Origin of the sequence: Pseudoalteromonas undina (assembly GCF_000238275.3) — a bacterium.
Taxonomy (GTDB): domain Bacteria; phylum Pseudomonadota; class Gammaproteobacteria; order Enterobacterales; family Alteromonadaceae; genus Pseudoalteromonas; species Pseudoalteromonas undina.
Window position 1 is genome coordinate 59,700 of record NZ_AHCF03000004.1, and the last position, 21,561, is coordinate 81,260.

20 protein-coding genes are annotated in these 21,561 nt (G+C 39.8%); 11 read left to right on the forward strand and 9 right to left on the reverse strand.

From position 1 onward, the window contains the following. Window positions 1–2: 2 nt before the first annotated feature. Both PUND_RS15360 and PUND_RS15365 read right to left on the reverse strand, forming a co-directional pair. A complete protein-coding gene (locus PUND_RS15360; protein WP_240539524.1) occupies window positions 3–770 on the reverse strand; it encodes a fimbrial biogenesis chaperone in 768 nt (255 codons plus the stop codon). Between the two features lie 133 nt (window positions 771–903). After that, on the reverse strand, window positions 904–1,413 hold the full coding sequence (locus PUND_RS15365; protein WP_010388724.1) for a hypothetical protein: 510 nt from the start codon (window positions 1,411–1,413) through the stop codon (window positions 904–906). A gap of 1,012 nt (window positions 1,414–2,425) precedes the next feature. Here PUND_RS15365 and PUND_RS15370 point away from each other — a divergent pair. From PUND_RS15370 to PUND_RS15380, 3 genes are read left to right on the forward strand one after another with little or no spacing between them, the layout of a single operon-like run. Next, complete coding sequence (locus PUND_RS15370; protein ID WP_010388723.1) at window positions 2,426–2,770, forward strand: hypothetical protein; 345 nt, start codon at window positions 2,426–2,428, stop codon at window positions 2,768–2,770. Next, window positions 2,767–4,356: a PepSY-associated TM helix domain-containing protein gene (locus PUND_RS15375; protein ID WP_010388722.1), complete on the forward strand. Its 1,590-nt coding sequence runs from the start codon at window positions 2,767–2,769 to the stop codon at window positions 4,354–4,356. Before PUND_RS15370 ends, PUND_RS15375 begins: the two co-directional genes overlap by 4 nt. Beyond that, window positions 4,353–4,694, forward strand: coding sequence for a DUF3325 domain-containing protein (locus PUND_RS15380; protein ID WP_010388721.1), 342 nt, complete (start codon window positions 4,353–4,355; stop codon window positions 4,692–4,694). The genes PUND_RS15375 and PUND_RS15380 overlap by 4 nt, the downstream gene beginning before the upstream one ends. 221 nt (window positions 4,695–4,915) lie before the next feature. On the opposite strand, the gene PUND_RS15385 is transcribed toward PUND_RS15380, so the two are convergent. Further along, window positions 4,916–5,449, reverse strand: a complete 534-nt coding sequence (locus PUND_RS15385) for a lipocalin family protein (RefSeq protein ID WP_010388720.1) — start codon at window positions 5,447–5,449, stop codon at window positions 4,916–4,918. Window positions 5,450–5,517: 68 nt separating this feature from the next. Here PUND_RS15385 and PUND_RS15390 point away from each other — a divergent pair, with 68 nt between their 5' ends. Then, window positions 5,518–5,973 carry a YaiI/YqxD family protein gene (locus tag PUND_RS15390; RefSeq protein ID WP_010388718.1) on the forward strand — a complete coding sequence of 152 codons (456 nt, stop codon included), beginning with the start codon at window positions 5,518–5,520 and terminating at the stop codon, window positions 5,971–5,973. Between the two features lies 1 nt (window position 5,974). Beyond that, complete coding sequence (locus PUND_RS15395; protein WP_010388717.1) at window positions 5,975–6,505, forward strand: DUF6942 family protein; 531 nt, start codon at window positions 5,975–5,977, stop codon at window positions 6,503–6,505. A 22-nt stretch (window positions 6,506–6,527) separates the two neighbouring features. On the opposite strand, the gene PUND_RS15400 is transcribed toward PUND_RS15395, so the two are convergent. Beyond that, window positions 6,528–7,169, reverse strand: coding sequence for a LysE family translocator (locus PUND_RS15400; RefSeq protein WP_010388716.1), 642 nt, complete (start codon window positions 7,167–7,169; stop codon window positions 6,528–6,530). 114 nt (window positions 7,170–7,283) lie between these two features. Here PUND_RS15400 and PUND_RS15405 point away from each other — a divergent pair, with 114 nt between their 5' ends. Both PUND_RS15405 and PUND_RS15410 read left to right on the forward strand, forming a co-directional pair. Further along, entirely contained in the window at window positions 7,284–7,727 is a 444-nt protein-coding gene (locus tag PUND_RS15405; protein WP_226916194.1) for an Lrp/AsnC family transcriptional regulator, read from the forward strand. A gap of 290 nt (window positions 7,728–8,017) precedes the next feature. Further along, complete coding sequence (locus PUND_RS15410; protein WP_008110773.1) at window positions 8,018–8,227, forward strand: cold-shock protein; 210 nt, start codon at window positions 8,018–8,020, stop codon at window positions 8,225–8,227. A gap of 99 nt (window positions 8,228–8,326) precedes the next feature. Here the strand turns inward: PUND_RS15410 and PUND_RS15415 are convergent, their stop codons facing one another. The 4 genes from PUND_RS15415 to PUND_RS15430 form a co-directional block, all read right to left on the reverse strand. After that, on the reverse strand, window positions 8,327–8,983 hold the full coding sequence (locus tag PUND_RS15415) for a class I SAM-dependent methyltransferase (RefSeq protein ID WP_010388714.1): 657 nt from the start codon (window positions 8,981–8,983) through the stop codon (window positions 8,327–8,329). 9 nt (window positions 8,984–8,992) lie between these two features. Continuing rightward, the gene (locus tag PUND_RS15420; RefSeq protein WP_010388713.1) at window positions 8,993–12,643 is read right to left on the reverse strand and encodes an AAA family ATPase; all 3,651 of its coding nucleotides are present in this window, start codon (window positions 12,641–12,643) and stop codon (window positions 8,993–8,995) included. Further along, window positions 12,640–13,887: an exonuclease SbcCD subunit D C-terminal domain-containing protein gene (locus PUND_RS15425; protein ID WP_010388712.1), complete on the reverse strand. Its 1,248-nt coding sequence runs from the start codon at window positions 13,885–13,887 to the stop codon at window positions 12,640–12,642. The genes PUND_RS15420 and PUND_RS15425 overlap by 4 nt, the downstream gene beginning before the upstream one ends. A 66-nt stretch (window positions 13,888–13,953) precedes the next feature. Next, window positions 13,954–14,190, reverse strand: coding sequence for a hypothetical protein (locus PUND_RS15430; protein ID WP_010388711.1), 237 nt, complete (start codon window positions 14,188–14,190; stop codon window positions 13,954–13,956). A 404-nt stretch (window positions 14,191–14,594) separates the two neighbouring features. Here PUND_RS15430 and PUND_RS15435 point away from each other — a divergent pair, with 404 nt between their 5' ends. The 4 genes from PUND_RS15435 (at window position 14,595) to PUND_RS15450 (ending at window position 19,259) form a co-directional block, all read left to right on the forward strand. Next, complete coding sequence (locus PUND_RS15435) at window positions 14,595–17,027, forward strand: M1 family metallopeptidase (protein WP_010388710.1); 2,433 nt, start codon at window positions 14,595–14,597, stop codon at window positions 17,025–17,027. A gap of 2 nt (window positions 17,028–17,029) precedes the next feature. After that, the gene (locus PUND_RS15440) at window positions 17,030–17,524 is read left to right on the forward strand and encodes a DUF6702 family protein (protein ID WP_010388709.1); all 495 of its coding nucleotides are present in this window, start codon (window positions 17,030–17,032) and stop codon (window positions 17,522–17,524) included. 237 nt (window positions 17,525–17,761) lie between these two features. Continuing rightward, window positions 17,762–18,379 carry an HAD family hydrolase gene (locus PUND_RS15445; protein ID WP_010388708.1) on the forward strand — a complete coding sequence of 206 codons (618 nt, stop codon included), beginning with the start codon at window positions 17,762–17,764 and terminating at the stop codon, window positions 18,377–18,379. A gap of 154 nt (window positions 18,380–18,533) precedes the next feature. Continuing rightward, window positions 18,534–19,259: a YebC/PmpR family DNA-binding transcriptional regulator gene (locus PUND_RS15450; RefSeq protein WP_010388706.1), complete on the forward strand. Its 726-nt coding sequence runs from the start codon at window positions 18,534–18,536 to the stop codon at window positions 19,257–19,259. Between the two features lie 106 nt (window positions 19,260–19,365). Here the strand turns inward: PUND_RS15450 and PUND_RS15455 are convergent, their stop codons facing one another. Continuing rightward, a complete protein-coding gene (locus tag PUND_RS15455; protein WP_010388705.1) occupies window positions 19,366–21,558 on the reverse strand; it encodes a malate synthase G in 2,193 nt (730 codons plus the stop codon). Window positions 21,559–21,561: the final 3 nt, after the last annotated feature.

Here is a 21,561-nt window from a genome sequence, read left to right on the forward strand (position 1 = left end):
TTCTATCTGATATTAATAGGGATCGCTAACTCGATTTTACCGCCGTAAAGCTCGTTTTCTTTGTAATTGAGTGTCAAAGGCCCAGTTACTGGGGCTTGTAAAGTGATGTATACCTTTCGACGAGATAGAGGGGTATAAACGGCCACATTGGCTATTTCACCAACCATTACATTATTCTCATCAACTAATTCAAAGTTTCCATACACAGAGCGATTCCCTGTGAGTGTTTGCCAAAATGTTAGAGTCGGGCGCCCATTTTGAGTAATTAATTGCGGGTTTATTAATTCTGAGTCAGCCTCTAATTGGCCATGACGAACGATAACAGGCACGCTGTAAGCAACCTTAGGCCTAATACTTATTCCATCAGCGTCAGGGTTTTGTGATTCAGAGGCTATGATTTTAAGCACCGCCCTGTATTCGCCAACAGCAAGCTCAGCTTTTTTGCGAACGGTCATTCTGATAGCTTGCATCCCTTTTGGGGCAATAGTGCCGCGACGTGGTGAAAACCGTAGCATGTTTTTGGCAGAGCGTCCTTCAACTTGTTGCGGAGTAACATCTATAAGCGCTCCTTCTTCGGTCATATCTTTATGGGTAACAACAAGTTTAAAATCGAGATTTTTATTAGAGGTATTGCGGATAAGTAGTGAATTATTTTTAGTACGTCCATCGAAGTATAAACGGTATTCAGACAGCGCAAGGTTGGCACTACAAATTTCAGGTAGTAAAAGAGTTAGGCAAAGGGAAGCCCAACAAAAAAGTTTAAACATCATGGGACAACTCAACAACATGATAATAAAAAGTGGAGCGCGATGCTCCACACATTTTATTTTTAATGCGCAATTGCGCAAAAAAAATAAACTGAGACTAAATTAGTAAATTACTATTGCCTCTGCTTTCATAGTCTTATTGGAAAGACACATCTACAGTGTAATCTACAGTGTAAGCAGCGCCCGCTGTCAGTGTAGAATCAACGGTCATATCACCATATACATTAACGGTAATATCTGTTGCACTTGCATCAGTAGTGAAAGGAGACGCAACATTGTCAGCAGTTGTTACACTGGTTGTTCCATCTGTAGCCGTTGTTACTGGAGCAAAAGTTAAGTTAGTGCCTGTGCTTCCAGATACAGTAATGTTCATTGCTGAATTTGGCGCTAAACCAGATACAGTAATTCCACCTAATTGAATGTTTGCATCTGACGCATCACAGTCACCCGATACAACGCCAGCATTATCCATCGTACATGTTGAGCTTGTAGATAAGCGAATTTTACCAAAGTGCAGTGCGCTATCTTCTGCAAAAGTAGGCTCAGTCCAACCGTTTACACTTGCTTGAAATGTTTGGTTAGATGCAAGTAAAGAAGTTGATGAGATTGCTAGTAAAGCGGAAGCAGCAAAGATTTTTTTATTCATAGTTTTTCCATTTTTAAAAATTATTATTTTTTTACTTCCGTGCAAATTAGTTTAGAGGGTTATCTCAGTCCATTGTTTCGGATTTAAACACAATTGTTATCAAAATGAAATCTTTTGTTAACGTTAAGGCTTTTTAAAAGAGATAAGCAGTATGAAGTTATTAATTTTGACCAGCAAAATGCAACAAGAAAAATAGCACCGATGTAAATTATATTTTAACGCTAGAGGGAGTTATTTTAAGGCATAGTCATAGTGACTTAACTTATGTTGAATCTATATAGATGTTTATAAACTATTTTTAATCTTTCAGAACCATTTTGTAGTTTTGTATGGCAGGAGGCCTGTGCTTAAGCAGTAAAATAAAGTGGCTGCAACATCTATGCGACATGTTTGTTTATTGAGCATAATTTACGCATTACATCTCTATTGTTATTTGCCCAATTAAAATCATTACGGATTAAACCGCATTTATCAAAGATCAGATTTTTACTAACACGTCGGTTTAAAAGTATGAAATTTAATTTTCCAAGCCTGTTTTTTCATCGTTTTTGGTGGTTTTTTAGCCCTCTACGGTAATAAGTTAGTAAAAAATCGGTTTATATCAGTGGTATTTTATCCCTTGTTGGTAAAATACTGATCCAGTGTTATTTGAGGGAAATTTAAAGCTTAGAAGATCTTTAATTATTAGCTGCTTGTATCAAATTTTCCTGTTAGGCCATTTAAAAACTGATTCATGAGAGTGCTTTAGCTAACTTTTAATTTCATACACTGACGTGTATTTACTGCGGCTTTATGTATTTAGTAGATAACAACAACGCATTCAGAACAAGCACTCACTTATAAAGGTTATTTTATAGTTAATTTGTAATCTTATTGCAGATCACTATTTAACTAACTCAATTTAATGCTTATCACTGCATTCAAATACAAATAAGAATTACTATCTTTTGTATTTGTTGGCGTTATAATATCGCCATCTTTTTTAGCTATGTTTAAAAGGAATTTGCAGTATATGCAGGCCTCTAACCGTCTTTTAGACTTTCCCAAACCCGTATTTTCTATGTTATGGCAATTTATGCAGCGCTTTAACTATGAATTAGCGGTTTTATCGCGTTTTTTTATTGCCATTGTGGGCGGATATTTTTTTACTGCCGTCAGTGTGTCGCTGTTAAGTGTTGTGGTGCCGGCCTCTAAAGTTGACGCGGTTCTTTTAAGTGTGTCTGCGAGTATTTTAATTTATGCACTGGTGTTTATTTATAGTTTTTATCTTCAGTCGTTAAAAACAGTTTGGATCAGTATTTTACTAAGTATTGCAGTGCAATTTTTTATATTGTCGTTAATGAAGGGATGGTTATGAAAGGGAGTTTTTTTCGCTCAATGACCTGGTTACATACATGGGTAGGTTTACTCGTGTGTTGGTTACTGTATTTAATATTTTTTGCAGGCACCATCAGCTTTTTTAGAGATGAAGTTAGTTTATGGAATCAGCCAAGTATTCATAATATTGAGCAGCAGACAGACCGTATTGGCGCGCAAAAGCAACAAATAATAAGTGGCGTTGAGTATTTAAATACCCAAGCACCTAATGCCCCTAATTGGCGTATAACACTTCCTGAAGAGCGTGTACCCTATTTAACGTATGGTTATGCTAAGCCAAAAGAGCCTGAGCAGCGCAGAGCCTCTTTTGAAAATACCCGTTTAGATCCAAATAATATGCAGCCTTTAGCCCCTTTTACAGATACCCGAGGGGGAAATTTCTTTTATCGCCTGCATTTTGATTTACATTATATTGATGTAAAAACAGCGCGTTGGATTGTGTGTTTTGCAAGCTTGTTTATGCTTATTGCATTGATATCAGGGATAGTAATTCATAAACGAATTTTTAAAGATATGTTTGTTTTTAGAGCTAATAAAGGCAGTCGTAGCTGGTTAGATGTACATAATTTAAGTTCTGTATTTGCCTTACCGTTTCATTTAATGATTACCTATACCGGCATTATTACTCTGATATTCATGATATTTCCCTACCCCGCGCAAACCGTTTATGAAAATGGAATACGTGGTTTTTTCAATGATGTTTCGCCAAGTAGTCCTGTAACAGAATCATTGCAAGGTACTGCACCTTTGGTGCCTATCAATACTGTTTTAGATCAGGTTTATACTAAGTGGCCAGAGGCTGATATAACTCGGGTAATTATTAATAACCCGAATAAAGCCGCTGCAACTATTATGGTTTTGGTGAGCCCTGGGAAAACATTAAGGGATCAATCACCCCGTTTAATTTTTAGCGGAGCGAGTGGTGAGCTTGTTGCTCAAACTGATGATGAACTCACTGGCAGTAAGGCGCTATATGAATCATTAAACTCAATGCATACTGGGCGTTTAGCAGAACCATTATTACGTGTTTTATATTTTTTAGGCGGCATTGCCGGCTGCATAATGATAGCGACAGGCTGCATAATGTGGGCTAAGCGCTTACGCGAAAGAATGAAAAAAAATACTCAGCCATCTTGGGGGCTAAAGCTAGTTGAAGGGTTAAATCTAGGAACATTGATGGGACTACCCTTGGCTACATCGGCTTTCTTTTTGGCTAATCGTTTACTCAGTAAACAGGTTGCTGAGCGCGCGGATAAAGAAATACTCGCTTTCTTTTTAACTTGGCTATGTGTGTTCATCATTGCCTTTGTAAAGCGTGACAAGTTGCAGTGGTGTGTGATGGCTGCCATAAACAGTATTGCTTGCTTTAGTGTGCCACTTGTTAATGCGCTAACAACACAGGGTAATATAATCAGTTACTTGCGTAACGAGCAGTGGGCATTATTTATGTTTGATAGCCTTTTTCTAGCAATTGGTTTGCTGTTTTTGTTACAAACCGAAAAATTACGTACTGCTCTGCAAGCTAAAAAACCAACTCCAATAAATACTCAGGAGCAAAAAGTATGATTGCCTTGCTTCCTTTTAGTTTATGTTTGGTGGCTTTTAACTGCTTTGCGCTGGCTAAGTTTAATCATTTTAAGGATGTTTTTAATAAGCGCCCCACTCAACAGCAGCGTTTGGTTTTATTGAGTGTTGCTTGGATCAGTATTTTACTAAGTTTGCTGTTATGTATTAACGAATTACAAGGTTATGGTGGTTTGCAGTTTTGTGGCTATATGACGTTAAGTGCTTTAATTGTAATGACTTTTTATAGCTTTTTGGTGAGGTTAACTAAACTTTTTAACTTACTCATATTAGTGATATTGGCCATGAGTACGTTATTTTTTGGTTTAAATGGGCTTTAGTTAGTAAAAACCTGATCCCAAAAAAACAGGCTAAATTGCGTAAAAAAAATGGCAAGCCATCAGGCTTGCCAATTAAAAAGGGGGATTGTCATTATGTCTTCACCTGCTTGTTTCTTTGCAGATGCAGTCACTATAGTCTTGCTTTATTTAACTTACCTTACAGTAACGTGATCGTTTTATTACAGCTTAGACTATTTATCAATTCAACTTGTAAACCCCCTTTACAGCGTTTTTTGATTTACCCAAATAATTTCATCAGTTGCAAAACCAAGCGCCTTTACTTGGCTTAAAAAGTGCTGCTTAAGCTCTTTGCTTACTGTTGGTGTGCGTGATAAAAACCACAAGTAATCTTTACTATAACTGGTAATAAACGCATACTGATAATCAGGCTGGTCAAGTTCAAAAATAATATAGGCGCCATAAAATGGGCCAAAAAAAGATACTTTAAAATGCCCTGTATCGGCATTTTCAACAAATTTAGCTATGCCTTCAGCTTGGTCCCAACGCTGCTCTTCACTAATAAACCCTTTGTTTAATACCTTTACTGTTCCATCATCGTTAATTGAATAAGTGGCTGTTACTTGCTCCATACCTTGTTCAAAAGAGTGGTCTAATCGTGCTATCTCATACCACTTGCCTTGGTACTTTTCTAAATCAAAGTTTTTAACAGGGGTTATTCCTTCCGGTGCGCTGGTACAGGCACTGAGTAAAAACATAGCGGTAATAAATAATGCGGTTTTAAAAGCGAGTTTCATGTTGTTTCCTTTTCTTTAGAAATTGCTATAGGATCGCTCTAATACTAAAGCAATTTAAAGAATTTAGCATGAAAATTTGGGTTGATGCTGACGCTTGTCCGGTGGTAATAAAAGAAATCTTATTTAGAGCTGCAGAGCGTACGCAAACAGAAACTATACTGGTTGCAAATCATGCCATGCGCATTCCACCGTCAAAATTTATTAGTCGACTACAAGTGTCATCAGGATTTGATGTCGCTGATGATGAAATAGTTAAACGAATTGAAAAGGGTGATTTAGTGATCACTGGAGATATTCCGCTAGCTAGCGAAGTGATTGATAACGGCGGCCAAGCGCTTAATCCGCGCGGTGAGCTTTACACTCCTGAAAACATTCGCTCCTTACTAAATGTACGTGATTTTATGGATACTATGCGCTCAAGTGGCGTAGAAATGAGTGGTGGGCCGCCTCCATTGAGCCAAAGTGACAGACAAAACTTTGCTAACAACCTTGATCGTATTTTAGCGCAAAATAAGAGTAGTTAAGGTGAGCAGCCAGTTAATAGGGTTAGGTGATAATTCATTTAGAGTTGGCGTGTATGTAGCAAAAGCCCCACCTATGCCTTACTTTGAAGCACTTGCGCAGTTAGAGCCTGTGGCTAGTGGGCAAATAAATAGCATAAATCAGCACTGTGGCAATGGCTGGCGAAAAGTCTTTAATGTGTACGCCAAAGTGTTATTTGCGCTGCCAAGCGAGCATTACTCATTTGCTAAACAAGCAGTAAGCTGGCAAGCATATCGAGATGAGCTGTTGTTACAACAGCATAGCGGGACTGCATTACTATTTAGCACACCGGTGCTTACTGAGAGTAAAAACCAGTTGCACATTATTGCTGGGCGAACTCACGCTAAAAACTTAATACAACAAGGTAAATTAAACGCCCAATTTGATTGGCTTGATGATGAGTTTGCTATAGATAAAAGCCAGAATATTATTGTGTGCCCCTATTTTGATTATAGGCAGCTGAGTAATATTAAAATTGCCCGTTTGAGTGAATTAGTGGCTCAGCTAAGATAAGCCACTTTCTTTTTTGCTACTGTTACACGACGTGAGTTAGTTTTTGTGCGCTATCAACTAGCATTAGTGAGCCCAAAATAAACAGTACACATGCCGATGCACGCCCAAACTTAAGCGACAATGCGGGATTGTTACTAAGGATTTTTCTGGCACTTATCCCTATTAACCAATACACCAACGCACAGCCTACTAAATGAATTACACTCAGTACCAGCAATTGTTCAGTGATAGAAAACGATAAAGTTGGCAACACAAACTGTGGTAACAAGGCTAAAAATAACAGCATTACTTTAGGATTTAAACCACTAATAATAAAACCCTTTCTCATCCACTTTAGAGGGGTGTCTGAGGTGTGTTGTTGGCCAGCGTTATAGGCAGCAGGCATAGGAGGAAATCGGTACAGTGATGTAGCAATCCAAATTATGTATAAAGCGCCGAACAAGGTTAACAGCTTTATAAAAATAGCATGCGATGCTAATAGCGCACCTAACCCTACCACCACAATTAAACTGGCCATTAAATGCCCAAGTATTAACCCCGCTACCGCAGGAACAATTTTATCGCCTGCTATTCCTGCACTAATTGTATAAGCCCAATCTGCACCAGGGGTGAGAACAAACAAAATTGATACAAGCCAAAAAGAAAAAATAATATTAATATCCATAGCGCTATAACCTAAAATAAGTGAGTAGCTATTTTATTTCTTTCTGATGAGTAAAAGTTACTGTATTTTACTAATATAAGCGTTCATTTTAGGAAATAATTAACTATGGATACCATGGATAGGAAAATTCTTGCCGAATTACAAGTCGATGGCAGACTTACCCTCTCTGAATTGGCTGATCGTGTTGGGCTAAGCGTGTCGCCCTGTCACCGCCGTGTTAAAGAGCTTGAGAAAAGCAAAGCAATTGTGGGTTACCGCACCGAAATATCACCTGAGAAAGTGGGTTTAAACTTTTCTGCGTTAGTATTTATTACTATTAAAGAGGGCGATAAAGTGTCGCTAAGCAAATTAGAGCAAGCAGTGGATGCTATTCCTCAGATCACCAATGCTCAACGACTATTCGGTACACCTGATTACCTGTTACATGTCGTTACTAAAGATTTAGCCGCGTTTCAGCAACTCTACGATGACAAGCTATCAGCCCTACCAGGTGTACAGCGTTTAACCTCAACCATTGTAATGAAAGATATTGTAAGAGCGCGTAATTTGCACTTTTAACAGGTTACGTTTTAACACGAAGTTTAAAAAGTTAAGCCGAGGACGCTGTAAAGCCTATTATGAGAGGTTTTACAGTTGTATATAAAAATAAAGTATAAATAAAGCTTGTTATAAACTGTATTGCTGTTATTCTGCTTGCCATCGGGTTGATAGAAAGCCCAGTTTATTTGTAAGTACCACGTTGTTATTAGTAATAATCCTTCGCGATATCCTCAAGTTAAATGTTTGTTTTCTTCCTGTTAAACGCCTATTTTAAGGCAATTTTTTATTTATTTTTTTAGGATATTATTATGTCTAATACAACTACTGGTACTGTAAAATTTTTCAACGAAGCTAAAGGTTTTGGTTTTATTGAGCAAGAGTCTGGTCCAGACGTTTTCGCACATTTCAGTGCAATTTCAGGCGACGGTTTCAAAACTTTAGCTGAAGGCCAAAAAGTACAGTTCAGCGTAACTCAAGGTCAAAAAGGCCCGCAAGCTGAAAACATCGTTTGCATCTAATTTAAAGGGAGTGGGCTTTAAAGCGCACTCACCACGCTAAACTAACGTTAAGCGATAAAGCTAATATCAATACGATATTAGCTTTTTTTTGCAAAAAATTTATACCACGTACCCACTAAAACCAAGTGCTTTAAAGTACAGTTTTGGAATGCCAAAGCCACATTCATTAAGTAACTCACTAAAACGCATCCGATCAAGCGGGTAAAACTCACGCTCTAAGTTATGTGCCATTTGCGTTTTTCCTGTTTCACTAAGGCCAAGCTCTTTGCATGTATTAAGTTGTGCCTCTCGTTCAAACGGGGTTTCTGGGCGCATTAAATCAGCAATAAATACTGGTGCAGATTTTTTAAGATTATTTTTAATCCCCTTTAATAACTGCTTCTTATCGCCGTTATCTTCAACAAAATGCATCACCAATAAACATAATACCGCGTCGGCTTTAACTTTTAATTTATCTACTGGTTGGCACTCAATGCTGATACGTGCGTCAATACCTTGCTCTATAAAACGTTGCTTAGCAATGGCTAACATGTCGGCCGAGGTATCTTGAGCGGTAAACTGCCATGTAGAATTAATATTCGCCAGCGCTGCGATTTCTTTACCTGTGCCCGCGCCTACCACTAAAATATGGGCGTTATCAGTTAACGTAGCGCTTAGCTGTGCGTTGGTTAGTTGATGTAATAGCTCGTAACCTGGGACTAAACGGGTAATACGGTTATCATACTCTTGTGCTTCTTCGCCTGTAAAAGTGGGCATACTATTTCCTTAAATTACGTTTATGGTGGAGTATCCACCCGGTTTTTTAGCGACATGAATTTGCGTTGCAACGCGTTCGCTCATTTCACTTACATGTGAAATCACACCGACCTTTCTACCTTGCGCTTGCAGTGAATCTAGCGCGTCCATTGCAATACTGAGTGTTTCACTATCTAGTGTACCAAAGCCTTCGTCAACAAATAACGAGTTAATTTGCACTTTGTTTGAAGATAAAGAGGCCAGCCCTAATGCAAGTGCCAATGATACTAAAAACGACTCTCCGCCAGAGAGTGTGTTTACAGAACGTTGTTCATCGGCCATATCGCGGTCAATAATCGCTATATCAAGTGAATCAGCTATTGCTGTGAGTTCGTAACGCTTATTCAGCGTTTTTAAATGGCTATTAGCATAATGCAGCAATATTTTTAGTGTTTGTGTTTGCGCTAAATTACGCATTGTTTTGCCGGTTGCATCACCGAGCACTTTATTAAGTAAATGCCATTGTTCTACTTGTTGTTTAAGCTTGCTTAGCTCAGCCTGCTTGCCCTCAAGAGCTTTTGCATTTTGGTTGTGCTGCTCGATGGCAGTATTAATCGTAAGTAAGTTATTGTGTAATTGTGTTTGCTGCACAGTTAATTGAGTTTGTTGCTCAATTAACTGTGCTTCGCTGTGTGCTGGCTTATTATTTTGCTGATGCTGCTCATTGGTATTTTGCTGTTGTTTTAGCGCGGCATGAGCATCAACTAATGCTTGAGATAACTGCTCGCTATGCTTTAGCTGCTCTTTAATATCGTCATTACTTATAGCCAGTAGCATCTCGATTTGCTGATGGCTAATATCAGCATAAAGCGCGCTAAATTCTTCAAACCAAGCACTATAGCGTGTTTCAAGTGTGATTAGCTCTTGGCTGTTATCGGCGAAGCGCTGCTCAAGGTTTTTAAGCGTAATAGCGTGCTCATCGCGCTGTTTTACGGCGCTATCGTGTGCCTGTTGACTCTGATTTAATTCACTCTGGCACTGCTCTACTTGTCTATTCAGCTGAGCCTGGTAGTCATCAGCGCTAATCGTTTGGTTATCGAATAACGCTAAGCGTTGTTGCTGGGTATTGTTGTGTTGTTGCTGTGCCTGGGTTAAATCGTCGTTGAGCGTGCTAATTTGCTGCTCAGCTTTGGTCATAAGCGGGGTTAGCTGCTGCAGCTGTAAATTGGCGCTGTCTAGCTGCTTTTGAGTTTGCTCAAGTTGTAGTTGCTGATGTTGATACTGCTCTACTTGCTCACCTAATTCGCTTAGCGTTAACGCGCCGGTTTGTAATGTTTGCCAAAATTGACTGTTTTCAAAATGAGAATTCAGCTCACTTATAAGTGTTTCGCGTTGGCTGAGCAATTCCTGGTGCTTATTATTAAGCATGGTGAGCTGATTGTTCAGTTCAACATGCTGGGTATTTAATTGTTGCTGAGCAGTCTGTTCTTTTTTAACCGTGTTTTGCAGTTGGTTAACCGTTTCTTGCAACTGGCTTTGTTGTTTTTGTGCTGCAAAGTACTGCGCTTTTTGCTCGCTTAATTGTTTATGGGTGTCATCAAGCTGCTCAACGCTCAAGTCATTAAGATCTGTTTTAGCCGCTTGCATGGTGTTTTTAATGTCTAACATTTTGGCTTGGGCATCAGCAATCGCTTGGCTTTGCTGCTTATGCTCTGCGACTAAAACAGCATGCTGCGTTTGATGTTGATGTAGCTGGGTTTGTGCATCTAAGTGCTGCTGCTTAGCGCCAGTATAAGTATTTTCAAAGTCGGTTATTAAGTTATTAAAAGGTTGGCTTTGATTGTTTGCAAACGGGTGCTCAGTGGCTCCACAAACCGCACATGCCTCATTAGGCAGCAGTTGTGCGCGTAAATGTTCAACATGTTCACTCGCACGCAGCCGTGCTTGATTAAGCGATTGCTCGGCGTGTTTAAGTGCTTGCTCTTTTCTGCTTAATTGCTCACGCAGTGTGACGTTAGTTTGTTCACTCTGAGTTAGCTTTTCTGCTGTAGCACTTTGTTGCTGCACTGTGTACTTTAGTTCTTGATTAAATTGCTTATAACGCGCTCGTTGCTCTTTTAAGTAATCAATATTTTTAAGCTGATTATCACACTGCTCAATATTGAATTGCTCTTGCTGTTGGGTGAGCTTATTTAGATTTTGTTGCTCAGTGCTTAGTGCGTGCTCTGCATGTTCTAACTGTTTATTTTGCTCGTTGAGCTTGGTAGCGAGAGTGCTTAGCTGCAAAGTAATAGTTTGCTTTTGTTGCTCGAGTGTTTTTAATTGCGTTGTGGTATTAAAAAACTGCTTAAAGCTGTGACTAAAATAGTTCCAATCAGTGGCCAATGGCTTTAGTTGATTGTTTTCTTGTAACCACTGCTGATGGTGAGTGCTTTGTGTTGTTGCCTGCTCCACGCTGAGATTATTTTGTTGTAGCTGCTGTTGTAACTCGTTTAGTTGTTGCTGCTCTTTGGCTTTTTGTTGTGTCAGGCTTGTTATACTTTGCGTAAAAATAGCTAATTGACTGTCGAGCTCACGTGCTTTTGTTATGACTGGTTCAGCTGTTTGTTGTTGTTGTTTTGCTGTTGCTAATTCGCTTTGTTGTTTTTTAACCTTACTTGCTTGTTCATTAATAAGCGCGGCATGATCCAGCGCGTTTAATTCCTTTATTTGCGAATTTAACTGGCTGTTTTGCACAGTTAAGCTTTTAAAGCGCTGGCGATTATCTTTAATTTCAAGCGCACTTTGTGCTTGTTTTGCTTGCTCAGTTTGTGCTTTAACCGCATTTAGTGCATCACTTGCTTGTTGCTCGTTTTGTTGAGCCGCTATTAATGCTTGCTCTAAACTGTGTGCTTGTTTATACCAATTAACACCCAGCTCTGTGCTGGCCAACGTTGTTTTTATGTGTTCAGTTTGTTTTTTAAGTTCATCAAGAGTGTGCTTCTTCTCACTTAGCTCTTCATCAGACAATAACGCATAACTGGCTAAGCTAGCTGTTAGTAATTCAAACTTATCTTTAACTGCTTTATTTCGCTCAAATATACGTTGACCAATTCGGCTAAATTTATCGGTGCCGGTAAGGCACTCTAAAAGTTGTGCGCGTTCATCGCCAGTTGCTTTTAAAAATGCGGCAAACTCATGTTGTGCTAGTAGCACTGCACGGGAGAATTGCTCAAAAGTGAGGCCTATTTTATTTTCAATGGCTTTTATAGTGGTACTTTTGTCGGCGATTAAGGTTTCATCAGGTAAGCTATGCAAAGTATGCTCGGCTACTTTTAGTTTGCCGGTTACTTTTTTATGCGTGCGTTGAATGCTGTAGCGTGCTCTATAAAGTTGCTGATCTTGCCCGCTAAAGTCTACTTCAGCATAGCCTTCCCATTTTCCACGGCGCAATAAATTACGGGCATCGTTAAGCTTTATGTTATCGCCGTTAAAATCAATTAGGTTGCCTTTATCGCCTTTCAAACGAGCAGTTTTCGTATAAAGCGCTAAACAAATTGCATCAAGTACGGTGCTTTTTCCCGCGCCAGTGTCACCTGTAATAGCAAATAAACCTGCGTCTTTGAGTGGTGAAGCTAAAAAGTCGATTTCGGCATCAGCAATGGAGGCTAAGTTATGAATACGTACGGCGGTTATTTTCATATTAGCTGCTCCTGTTCAAGCTCATCAATAACGTTGGTTAATAGTGCTTTTAATTCACTGGGTACGGTTTCTCCGGCCATATCTTTGTCGTTATTAAAGGCCTGTTCGAGCAAATTAATTGGATTGAGCATTTCCACAAAGCTTAAATCCTCAAATACCGTTTCTGAAGAATTACTCACTTGCTGATCGCGTACCCGTTCTATACCGCAAAAGTTAACTTGTTTGCCCTTTAGTGCTTGCTCAATTTGCTCACGAAAAGTGGTGTCAATATCACTGGATTTTAGCTTTACTCGTAAGTACGGGGCTATTTCATACTGTTGTGTATCGAGCGCTTTTATTTGCTCACATAGCTTGGCTAAAGGGACGCACTCTCCTTCTGGTAGAACAATAACTTCCGCGAGTCGAGGAATGTAAAGGGGGTTTACAGTAGTGCTTAGCGGTTGGTCTTTTTGTACGTTAAACTCAACCACGTTAACTTGATGGGTATATTTCCTTTCTGAAAACGACATTGGAATAGGTGTGCCGCTATAGCGAATGTACTCATTTTTAGCCACTAACTGTGCTTTGTGTAAATGCCCTAGCGCTACGTAATTGGCATGCTTACCAAATACTGACGCTGAAATGGCTTCTTCACCGCCAATGACTAAGTTACGCTCAGAATCACCAGAAATATTTCCACCTTTGGCATGTAAGTGACCCATAACAATTAAAGGTGTACTTTCATTGGTAAGCGTTAACGCATGTTCAAATGCTAGTTGGTAAGCTTTAGCAACGCCTTGTGCGTAACTAGGGCCATCCTCGCTCTGGCTAAACGTACTTATATCGCTGGTTCGTAAAAACGGCATAGCGATTACTACAGCGTGTTTGTCGTTATTATTAATTGTTATTACCACGTCATTTGGATTGGCGGGATCAAACCGGCCTACAACATGGGTATCAAACTGGGCTAATAAGGGCTGAGCAGCCAAAATACGATTAGCAGAGTCATGATTGCCGGCAATTATGACCACGTGTAATTGTGGGCACTGTGCTTTGGCATTTTTTATAAATTGATAGAGTTGGTTTTCGGCGCTAGCACTGGGGGTGGCAGTATGATAAATATCGCCCGCAACAAGCAATAAATCGATTTGTTGGCTAACGAGAGTGGTTAATAACCAAGAGAAAAAAGCATGATGTTCATGACGGCGATCATGTTCATAAAATTGCTGACCTAAGTGCCAGTCTGAAGTGTGAAGAACTTTCATTTTGCGCTCTTAAAAAACCATAAGAGCGCCAATATACCCAAGGCAATTAAAGATGCAAGTATCGCTTTAGGTTAAAGTATACCAAGCAATAAAAATAACTGGCAAAGCAGCAAGGGCTATTGTTAAAGGCCACTTTAATGCCTTCGCTTTTTTGGCCTGTAATACTGCTAGTGCGTTTGTTTCATTACAAGCAGCCACTTTATCAATATACAGGTAGCCTGAGTTAATATACTGCTTACAATTTTGCACGTCTGCTGGTATTGCAATTAGTTTTTGCTGCTTTTTTAGGACATAAAAATCCATAAACTCACCACACTTAATACGACTAGTTAGAACAAAAAATATTTGAGAGAAACACTAAAAAAGTACCCTCAAATTAAAAAAGTGGGCGATTCTAATTACAAACCATAGTAAAGATCAACCTAAAACTGCGTTTTTTAGTATTTTTAATGAAAATAGCTGTGTTTTTTCATTTTATCTCTACTTTTAGTGATACTCAGCCTATTTTGTAAACCCCCTTTACAGCTTAGTTTTTTATGTAAATTGCTAAACAATTTAGTTAAATGTTGTTGTGTAAAACCGTGTTTTTTATATTCATATAAAAGTGTGGAATATCACCCTATAAAAGCAGGGTTTTATCGCTATTTTATTGAAGCTTAGCTGTAAATTTGTCACAGTAGCGTCACTAAAATCGATCAGGATTAACAATGAAGAAAAATTTATTTACATTGAGTGCGTTTGTATTGCCTTTGGCAATGGCGAGCTCTGTGATGGCCTCATCTGTTGAACAGACTAAAGGCAGCTATGTTGATAAGTTTCGTCAACTAGATGAAGCCTTGCCTACCCCTAATGTTTACCGCAGTGCCGCAGGTGCACCGGCAGAAAATTACTGGCAACAACGGGTTGATTACGATATTGATGTAAAGCTTGATGAGCAAAAGCGTCGTTTAACGGGGAGTCAAACAATTGAATATAAAAATAACTCACCGCATACGCTTAAATATTTATGGCTACAGCTTGATCAAAACATTTTTAAAAATGACTCGATTGCAGAAACCACGCAAACTTTTAAAAGTACCCTACAAAACGAACCTGATGCCAAGCCTGCTAAATTAAGCTTAGGTGATTTACGTCGTCAGCAGTTTATGAACGACAACGAGCTGGGTTACACCATTAGCAATGTTAAAGATGAAGATGGTAAAGCGCTGCGTGTAACGGTTGTTGATACTCTAATGCGTATAGATTTAAACACGCCACTAAAGCCCGGTAAAGATGTTGAGTTTAGTATGGACTTCGCGTTTAACTTGGTTGAGGAAGATGCGGTAGGTGCACGTGCAGGTTATGAACACTTTGAAGAAGACGGTAACGATATTTTCTTAGTAGCACAGTGGTTCCCTCGTTTAGCTGCGTATACTGATTACGAAGCATGGACTAACAAGCCATTTTTAGGCAGCGGTGAATTCACCTTAGAATTTGGCGACTACGACGTTGAAATTACGGTTCCTGCAGATCATATTGTATCGGCAACCGGTAAGCTTGATAACCCAAGCTCTGTTTTAACTAGTACTCAGCGCAAGCGTTTAAAAAAAGCTGAAACAGCAAAACGTCCTGTATTTGTAGTTACTGAAGAAGAAGCGCTCGAAAACGAAAAAGCCGGTACAGACAAAACAAAAACGTGGCATTTTAAAGCTGAAAATGTTCGTGATTTTGCATGGGCGTCGTCACGTAAGTTTATGTGGGATGCTAAAGGTTACCAACAAGGGGGAAATGAGCAACCACTGGTTATGGCGATGTCGTTTTTCCCTAAAGAAGGTGGCGATTTATGGAAGAAATATTCAACTGAATCTGTGGTACATACCATGGAAGTATATTCAAAATACTCATTTGATTACCCGTACCCAACTGCACAGTCAGTCAATGGTCCTGTAGGGGGTATGGAATACCCAATGATCACTTTTAATGGTCCACGTACAGATTTACAAGACGATGGCACGCGTACTTATTCTCAAGCAGAAAAGCGCTTTTTAATCGGGGTTGTTATCCACGAGGTGGGGCATATTTATTTCCCTATGATTGTAAACTCAGATGAGCGTCAGTGGACCTGGATGGATGAAGGTTTAAATAGCTTTTTAGATGGTGTTGCTGGGCGTGAATGGGATCCAACCATTCCTTGGGGTGTTGAGCCACGTGACATTGTGGCGTACATGAAGTCTGAAACCCAAGTGCCAATTATGACGCAATCAGACAGTGTGCTTCGTTTAGGGCCTAATGCCTATACTAAACCAGCCGCAGCATTAAATATTTTACGTGAAGTTATTTTAGGTCGTGAATTATTTGATTTTGCGTTTAAAGAATATGCTCAGCGCTGGAAATATAAGCGCCCTACTCCAGCTGATTTTTTCCGTACTATGGAAGAAGCGTCAGGCGTTGATTTAGATTGGTTCTGGCGTGGTTGGTTTTACACCACAGACCATGTTGATATCTCGCTTGATAAAGTATATCAATTACGGTTAGACACCAAAAACCCTGATATCGACTTTAAACGTTTACGTGACATTGAAGCGAATAAGCCAAGCTCATTATTTGTTGAGCGTAATCGTGCTGAAGGTAAAAAAACCTGGGTTGAGAAAAATCCAGATGTAACCGATTTTTATGACGAAAACGATCGCTTTACGGTTACTAATAAAGAGCGTAATTCGTACAACAAATTTTTAAAAGGCTTAAAACCGTGGGAGCGTAAAACACTCGATCGCGCATTAGAAGAAGACAAAAACTACTATGTTATGGAGTTTTCAAATCTAGGCGGCCTAGTGATGCCGATTCTTTTAGAGTTAACTTATGAAGATGGCACTAAAGAAGAGCGTTACATTCCTGCAGAAATTTGGCGTCGTAACCACAAAAACGTACAAAAACTGATTATTACCGACAAAAACAAACCGCTCACCTCAGTAACGGTTGATCCAGGTTGGGAAACAGCAGATGTGAATGTAGAAAATAATCACTACCCACGTCGTATTATTCCTTCGCGTATTGAAGTCTACAAACGTGAAAAGAGTAAAGCAAAAGTAAGCCGCGATATCATGCAGGATATTAAAACTGAGCTGAAAAAAGACGAAAAAAATAACGAAGAGGACCAATAATAATGCGATTTTTGCTTATTATTGTTTGCTTTTTAATTGCTGCGCCGAGTATGGCGCATCAATTAAAATCATCCGTTACCACGGTGTTATTTAATCAACGAACTCACAATATTGAATTAATGCATCGCTTTTACTTACATGACACAGAGCATGCTGTTGGCAGTTTATTTCAAGGCAAAGTGGATATCATCAATAACAAGCGTGACCAAAAACGCTTTGCTAAATATGTTGAATCTCATGTTGCTTTGCAAACCTTAACGGGTGAGCCGCTCACACTTAATTATGTGGGTGCACAAGTTGATGGTAAGTTCTTTTGGGTTTACCAAGAAGCGACGATCCCCGATGAGATTGAAGGTGTTAAGATGAGTAATGGCGCATTGCGCGATTTATGGCCTGCGCAAGTCAATATGGTAAATGTTGAAGGGCGAGGAAAAGTAAAAACGTTAAACTTTAGTCAAGACGATACGTGGCTTGAAGCACGATTTGAAACTAACTAACCCACTGTGCACCTTTATAAGGTGCGCACTTTTTTGCTGTATAAATTAGCTGATCGCATTAATTTACTTCATCGTAAAATCGATATAACAGTTGTTATTCAAACCCAAACTATTGTGTTATCAAATGAGCTATACTAAGAGGGCAATGGACTGAACTCTTTGTAATTGTCTATTGATATACTTTTTATATAAAGCAAATCCAGCAAAATGAGCTAATAACTTAGCGCAAGGAATGAAATGAAAACGCAAATTGAGGCAATCAAAGGTGTTATTTTTGATTTAGACGGAACCTTAGTATCATCAGAATTAAATTTTTCATTGATTAAAGCCCAAGTAGGTTGCCCTGCAGAACTAGACCTACTCGAATATATAGAGCAATTGCCCTCACCCTACATGCGTGAAGAAGCGATGAATATAGTGCATCAGCATGAGCTACTTGATGCGCAAACGGCGACCCTTTTACCCGGCGTTGTTGAAGCTGTTAACGCTCTGCGAGCAAAGAATATTCCTATGGCTATTGTGACTCGTAATTTTGATAAAGCGGCCACACTAAAGTTGCAACACAACCCATTGCCAATAGAAACGGTACTCACTCGAACTGAAGCGCCAGCCAAACCCGATCCGAGTGCTTTATTAATGATTGCAAGGCAGTGGTCCATGCCCGTTGATAACGTTATTTACGTTGGTGATTATTTATATGATATACAAGCGGCCCATAATGCAAAAATGCGAGCCTGTTTATATGCTCCCGATGTAACCCCCGCGTATGCCGAGCAAGCCGACTTTGTGATTCATGCTTTTGATGAATTAGTGTCGTTAGTTGAAAGTTACGCTAAAAAAGTGGAGTTATGTTAAATTGCACTGTATTTCATTTCGCTAATAGCATAACGGGTATTATTTAAATTAATACCCCGCTGCTTTTGCACAGCATAACATGTTGAACCACTAGCCCAATACGCTTTGAATTGGTAAAATATCAAAAACAGAACGTATTCAATAGAGGCACAAGATGGGCAGAGCATTTGAAGTCCGCAAAAGTTCGATGGCTAAAACCGCCAACGCAAAAACTAAAGTAAATTCAAAGTACGGTAAAGAAATTTACGTTGCAGCCAAAAGTGGTGAACCCGACCCCGATGTAAATCAAACATTGCGCCGCTTAATTGAAAAAGCCAAAAAAGACCAAGTTCCTGCGCACGTAATCGAAAAAGCAATTGAAAAAGCAGCCGGCGGGGCAGGGGAAGATTACTCAACTGCACGGTACGAAGGCTACGGCCCGGGTAATTGCATGGTGATTGTTGACTGTTTAACCGATAACCCTAATCGTACTATTAAAGACGTGCGCTTACCGTTTACTAAAACAGATTCAAAAATCGGCACACCTGGGTGTGTAGCACATATGTTTGATCACCTTGCTGTTTTGGGGTTTGCAGGTGACGACGATGAAGTCGTGTTAGAAGCGCTGATGATGGCTGACGTTGATGTGACTGATGTAGAAGCCGAAGATGGCAAGGTGTCGGTATTTGCACCGCATACTGAGTACTTTAAAGCTAAAACGGCATTAGAAGAAGCATTTGAAGGCATTAACTTTGAAGTTGATGAAATTACCTTCGTTCCACAAGTACATGTTGAAATTACAGATGAAGAAGTGATTGCCAACTTTGATAAATTTATCAATATGCTTGAAGATTGCGATGACGTACAAAATGTTTATCACAACGCGACTATTAAAAATTAATTCGTAGTTTTAACTAGGCGAATTTTAGCTATTTTGCCGCTTAATAAAACAAAAAGCGCGTTTTGTGTAGGCAAAACGCGCTTTTTTAGTGTTAAATAAATGTCAGCTATTCAGCTAGGTTATGGTGCTGTGCTTTATATTTTAAGCGGTAGCTATGCAGTAGCGGCTCAGTATAACCGCTAGGTTGGCTAACGCCTTCAAATACTAGTGCCAAAGCCGCTTGGTAGGCAATGCTATTAGCCAGTGTTTGCTCATTAGTTGCCATGGGAATGTAAAGGCTGTCATGTTCATTTTGGCCATCAACAACCTTAGCCATTTTTGCCATCACTTTTTGTACTTGCTCATTACTGCACACGCCATGATGCAGCCAGTTGGCAATATGCTGGCTTGAGATACGTAGAGTAGCTCTATCTTCCATTAAGCCAATATGGTTAATGTCAGGCACTTTAGAACAGCCTATTCCTTGATCAATCCAACGTACAACGTAACCTAAAATACCTTGCGCGTTATTTTCAAGCTCACTTTGAATATCTTCTTTTGACAGCGTTTCTGGGTTTGCCATTAGCGGGGGTGTTAATAAGCTTTCTAGGCTTGCTATTTGGCGCGTGGCAATGCTTTGCTGCAGGCTAAATACATCCACATCATGGTAATGCATTGCGTGTAATGTGGCGGCGGTAGGGGAGGGCACCCAAGCCGTATTAGCACCTGATTGAGGATGCGCTATTTTTTGCTCCATCATCATCGCCATTTTATCGGGCATTGCCCACATACCTTTACCAATTTGCGCTTTATGGCTTAAGCCACAAACTAGGCCAATATCAACGTTACGATCTTCATAAGCGCTGATCCAAGGCTGTGCTTTAATAGCCGCTTTAGGCAGTACTACACCCGCTTGCATAGAGGTATGAATTTCATCACCGGTGCGGTCTAAAAAGCCGGTGTTAATAAATACAACACGCTCTTTAGCAGCATGAATACAGGCTTTTAAGTTAGCAGATGTACGACGCTCTTCGTCCATAATACCCATTTTTAGGGTGTTTTTAGGCAAGCTCAGCGCCTCTTCAACCATGCCAAATAAAGTGTTAGCAAATGCTACTTCATCAGGGCCGTGCATTTTTGGTTTTACAATATTAATACTTTGCGCGGTTGAGTTCTGAATGGCATTTTTAGTGTTTAAATCGTGCAGTGCGGCTGTTGCGGTGAACATGGCATCCATAATTCCTTCAAACACATCATTACCACTTACATCGGTAATAGCAGGGTTTGTCATTAAATGCCCAACGTTACGCACAAACATCATACTGCGCCCTTTTAGGGTCAGTTTTTGGCCATCAAGACCTGTGTATTGACGATCGGCTTGTAACGTACGGTCGACCATTTTGTCGCCTTTTCTAAACGTTTCAACCAAGTTGCCCTGCATTAGGCCCAACCAGTTTTTGTACACTTGCACTTTATCTTCGGCATCAACTGCGGCAACTGAGTCTTCACAGTCCATAATGGTGGTCAGCGCTGCTTCAAGTACCACATCTTTTAGCCCAGCTTTATCTGCTTGGCCAATAGGGTGATGGTGGTCTATTTGCAGCTCAACATGTAATCCATTGTTTTTAAGTAAAATAACACTTGGGTTTTGTGCCTCACCTTGATAGCCAACGAGTTGTTCAGGGTTTTTAAGTGTAGTGTGCGAGCTGTCGCGTAATGTAATTGCAAGTGCGCCATCCACGATTGAATAATTAGTACTTTCGATGTGCGAGCCATTTTCAAGGGGTAGCGCCTTATCTAAAAATTGTCTGGCGTAGGCCATTACTTTAAAGCCGCGCACTGGGTTGTATTGAGTCCCTTTCTCTGCACCATCTTCCTCACTGAGTACGTCTGTACCGTATAGTGCATCGTATAGTGAACCCCAGCGTGCATTGGCAGCATTTAAAGCAAAGCGGGCATTACTAACTGGAACTACTAACTGTGGCCCTGCAGTCAACGCTATTTCTGGTTCTACATTTTGGGTTTCAATATTAAAGTTTTCAGGTTCATCAACTAAATAACCAATGTCTTTTAAAAAGTCTTGGTACTGGGCTTGATCAACGTTTTTATTAGCAACATGGTAGTCATCAATCTGTTTTTGTAATTGTTCACGTTTAGCGAGCAGTGACTTGTTCAGCGGAGTAAGTGTTTGCACTATGTGGGCAAAGCTTTTCCAAAACTGGTGTTCGTCTAGATTAGTACCTGGTAATAGTTGTTTTTTAACAAATTCAGCTAGTTGCTTATCAACGCTGAGTCCAGAGTGGGTGAGAGTATGGCTCATAAT

Coding starts and splice junctions, on each gene's coding strand:
- PUND_RS15360 (WP_240539524.1), bottom strand. CDS start 770: ATGATGTTTAAACTTTTTTGTTGGGCTTCCCTTTGCCTAACTCTTTTA.
- PUND_RS15445 (WP_010388708.1), top strand. CDS start 17,762: ATGAAAACGCAAATTGAGGCAATCAAAGGTGTTATTTTTGATTTAGAC.
- PUND_RS15365 (WP_010388724.1), bottom strand. CDS start 1,413: ATGAATAAAAAAATCTTTGCTGCTTCCGCTTTACTAGCAATCTCATCA.
- PUND_RS15405 (WP_226916194.1), top strand. CDS start 7,284: ATGGATAGGAAAATTCTTGCCGAATTACAAGTCGATGGCAGACTTACC.
- PUND_RS15430 (WP_010388711.1), bottom strand. CDS start 14,190: ATGGATTTTTATGTCCTAAAAAAGCAGCAAAAACTAATTGCAATACCA.
- PUND_RS15410 (WP_008110773.1), top strand. CDS start 8,018: ATGTCTAATACAACTACTGGTACTGTAAAATTTTTCAACGAAGCTAAA.
- PUND_RS15380 (WP_010388721.1), top strand. CDS start 4,353: ATGATTGCCTTGCTTCCTTTTAGTTTATGTTTGGTGGCTTTTAACTGC.
- PUND_RS15425 (WP_010388712.1), bottom strand. CDS start 13,887: ATGAAAGTTCTTCACACTTCAGACTGGCACTTAGGTCAGCAATTTTAT.
- PUND_RS15440 (WP_010388709.1), top strand. CDS start 17,030: ATGCGATTTTTGCTTATTATTGTTTGCTTTTTAATTGCTGCGCCGAGT.
- PUND_RS15375 (WP_010388722.1), top strand. CDS start 2,767: ATGAAAGGGAGTTTTTTTCGCTCAATGACCTGGTTACATACATGGGTA.
- PUND_RS15450 (WP_010388706.1), top strand. CDS start 18,534: ATGGGCAGAGCATTTGAAGTCCGCAAAAGTTCGATGGCTAAAACCGCC.
- PUND_RS15390 (WP_010388718.1), top strand. CDS start 5,518: ATGAAAATTTGGGTTGATGCTGACGCTTGTCCGGTGGTAATAAAAGAA.
- PUND_RS15435 (WP_010388710.1), top strand. CDS start 14,595: ATGAAGAAAAATTTATTTACATTGAGTGCGTTTGTATTGCCTTTGGCA.
- PUND_RS15370 (WP_010388723.1), top strand. CDS start 2,426: ATGCAGGCCTCTAACCGTCTTTTAGACTTTCCCAAACCCGTATTTTCT.
- PUND_RS15455 (WP_010388705.1), bottom strand. CDS start 21,558: ATGAGCCATACTCTCACCCACTCTGGACTCAGCGTTGATAAGCAACTA.
- PUND_RS15415 (WP_010388714.1), bottom strand. CDS start 8,983: ATGCCCACTTTTACAGGCGAAGAAGCACAAGAGTATGATAACCGTATT.
- PUND_RS15420 (WP_010388713.1), bottom strand. CDS start 12,643: ATGAAAATAACCGCCGTACGTATTCATAACTTAGCCTCCATTGCTGAT.
- PUND_RS15385 (WP_010388720.1), bottom strand. CDS start 5,449: ATGAAACTCGCTTTTAAAACCGCATTATTTATTACCGCTATGTTTTTA.
- PUND_RS15400 (WP_010388716.1), bottom strand. CDS start 7,169: ATGGATATTAATATTATTTTTTCTTTTTGGCTTGTATCAATTTTGTTT.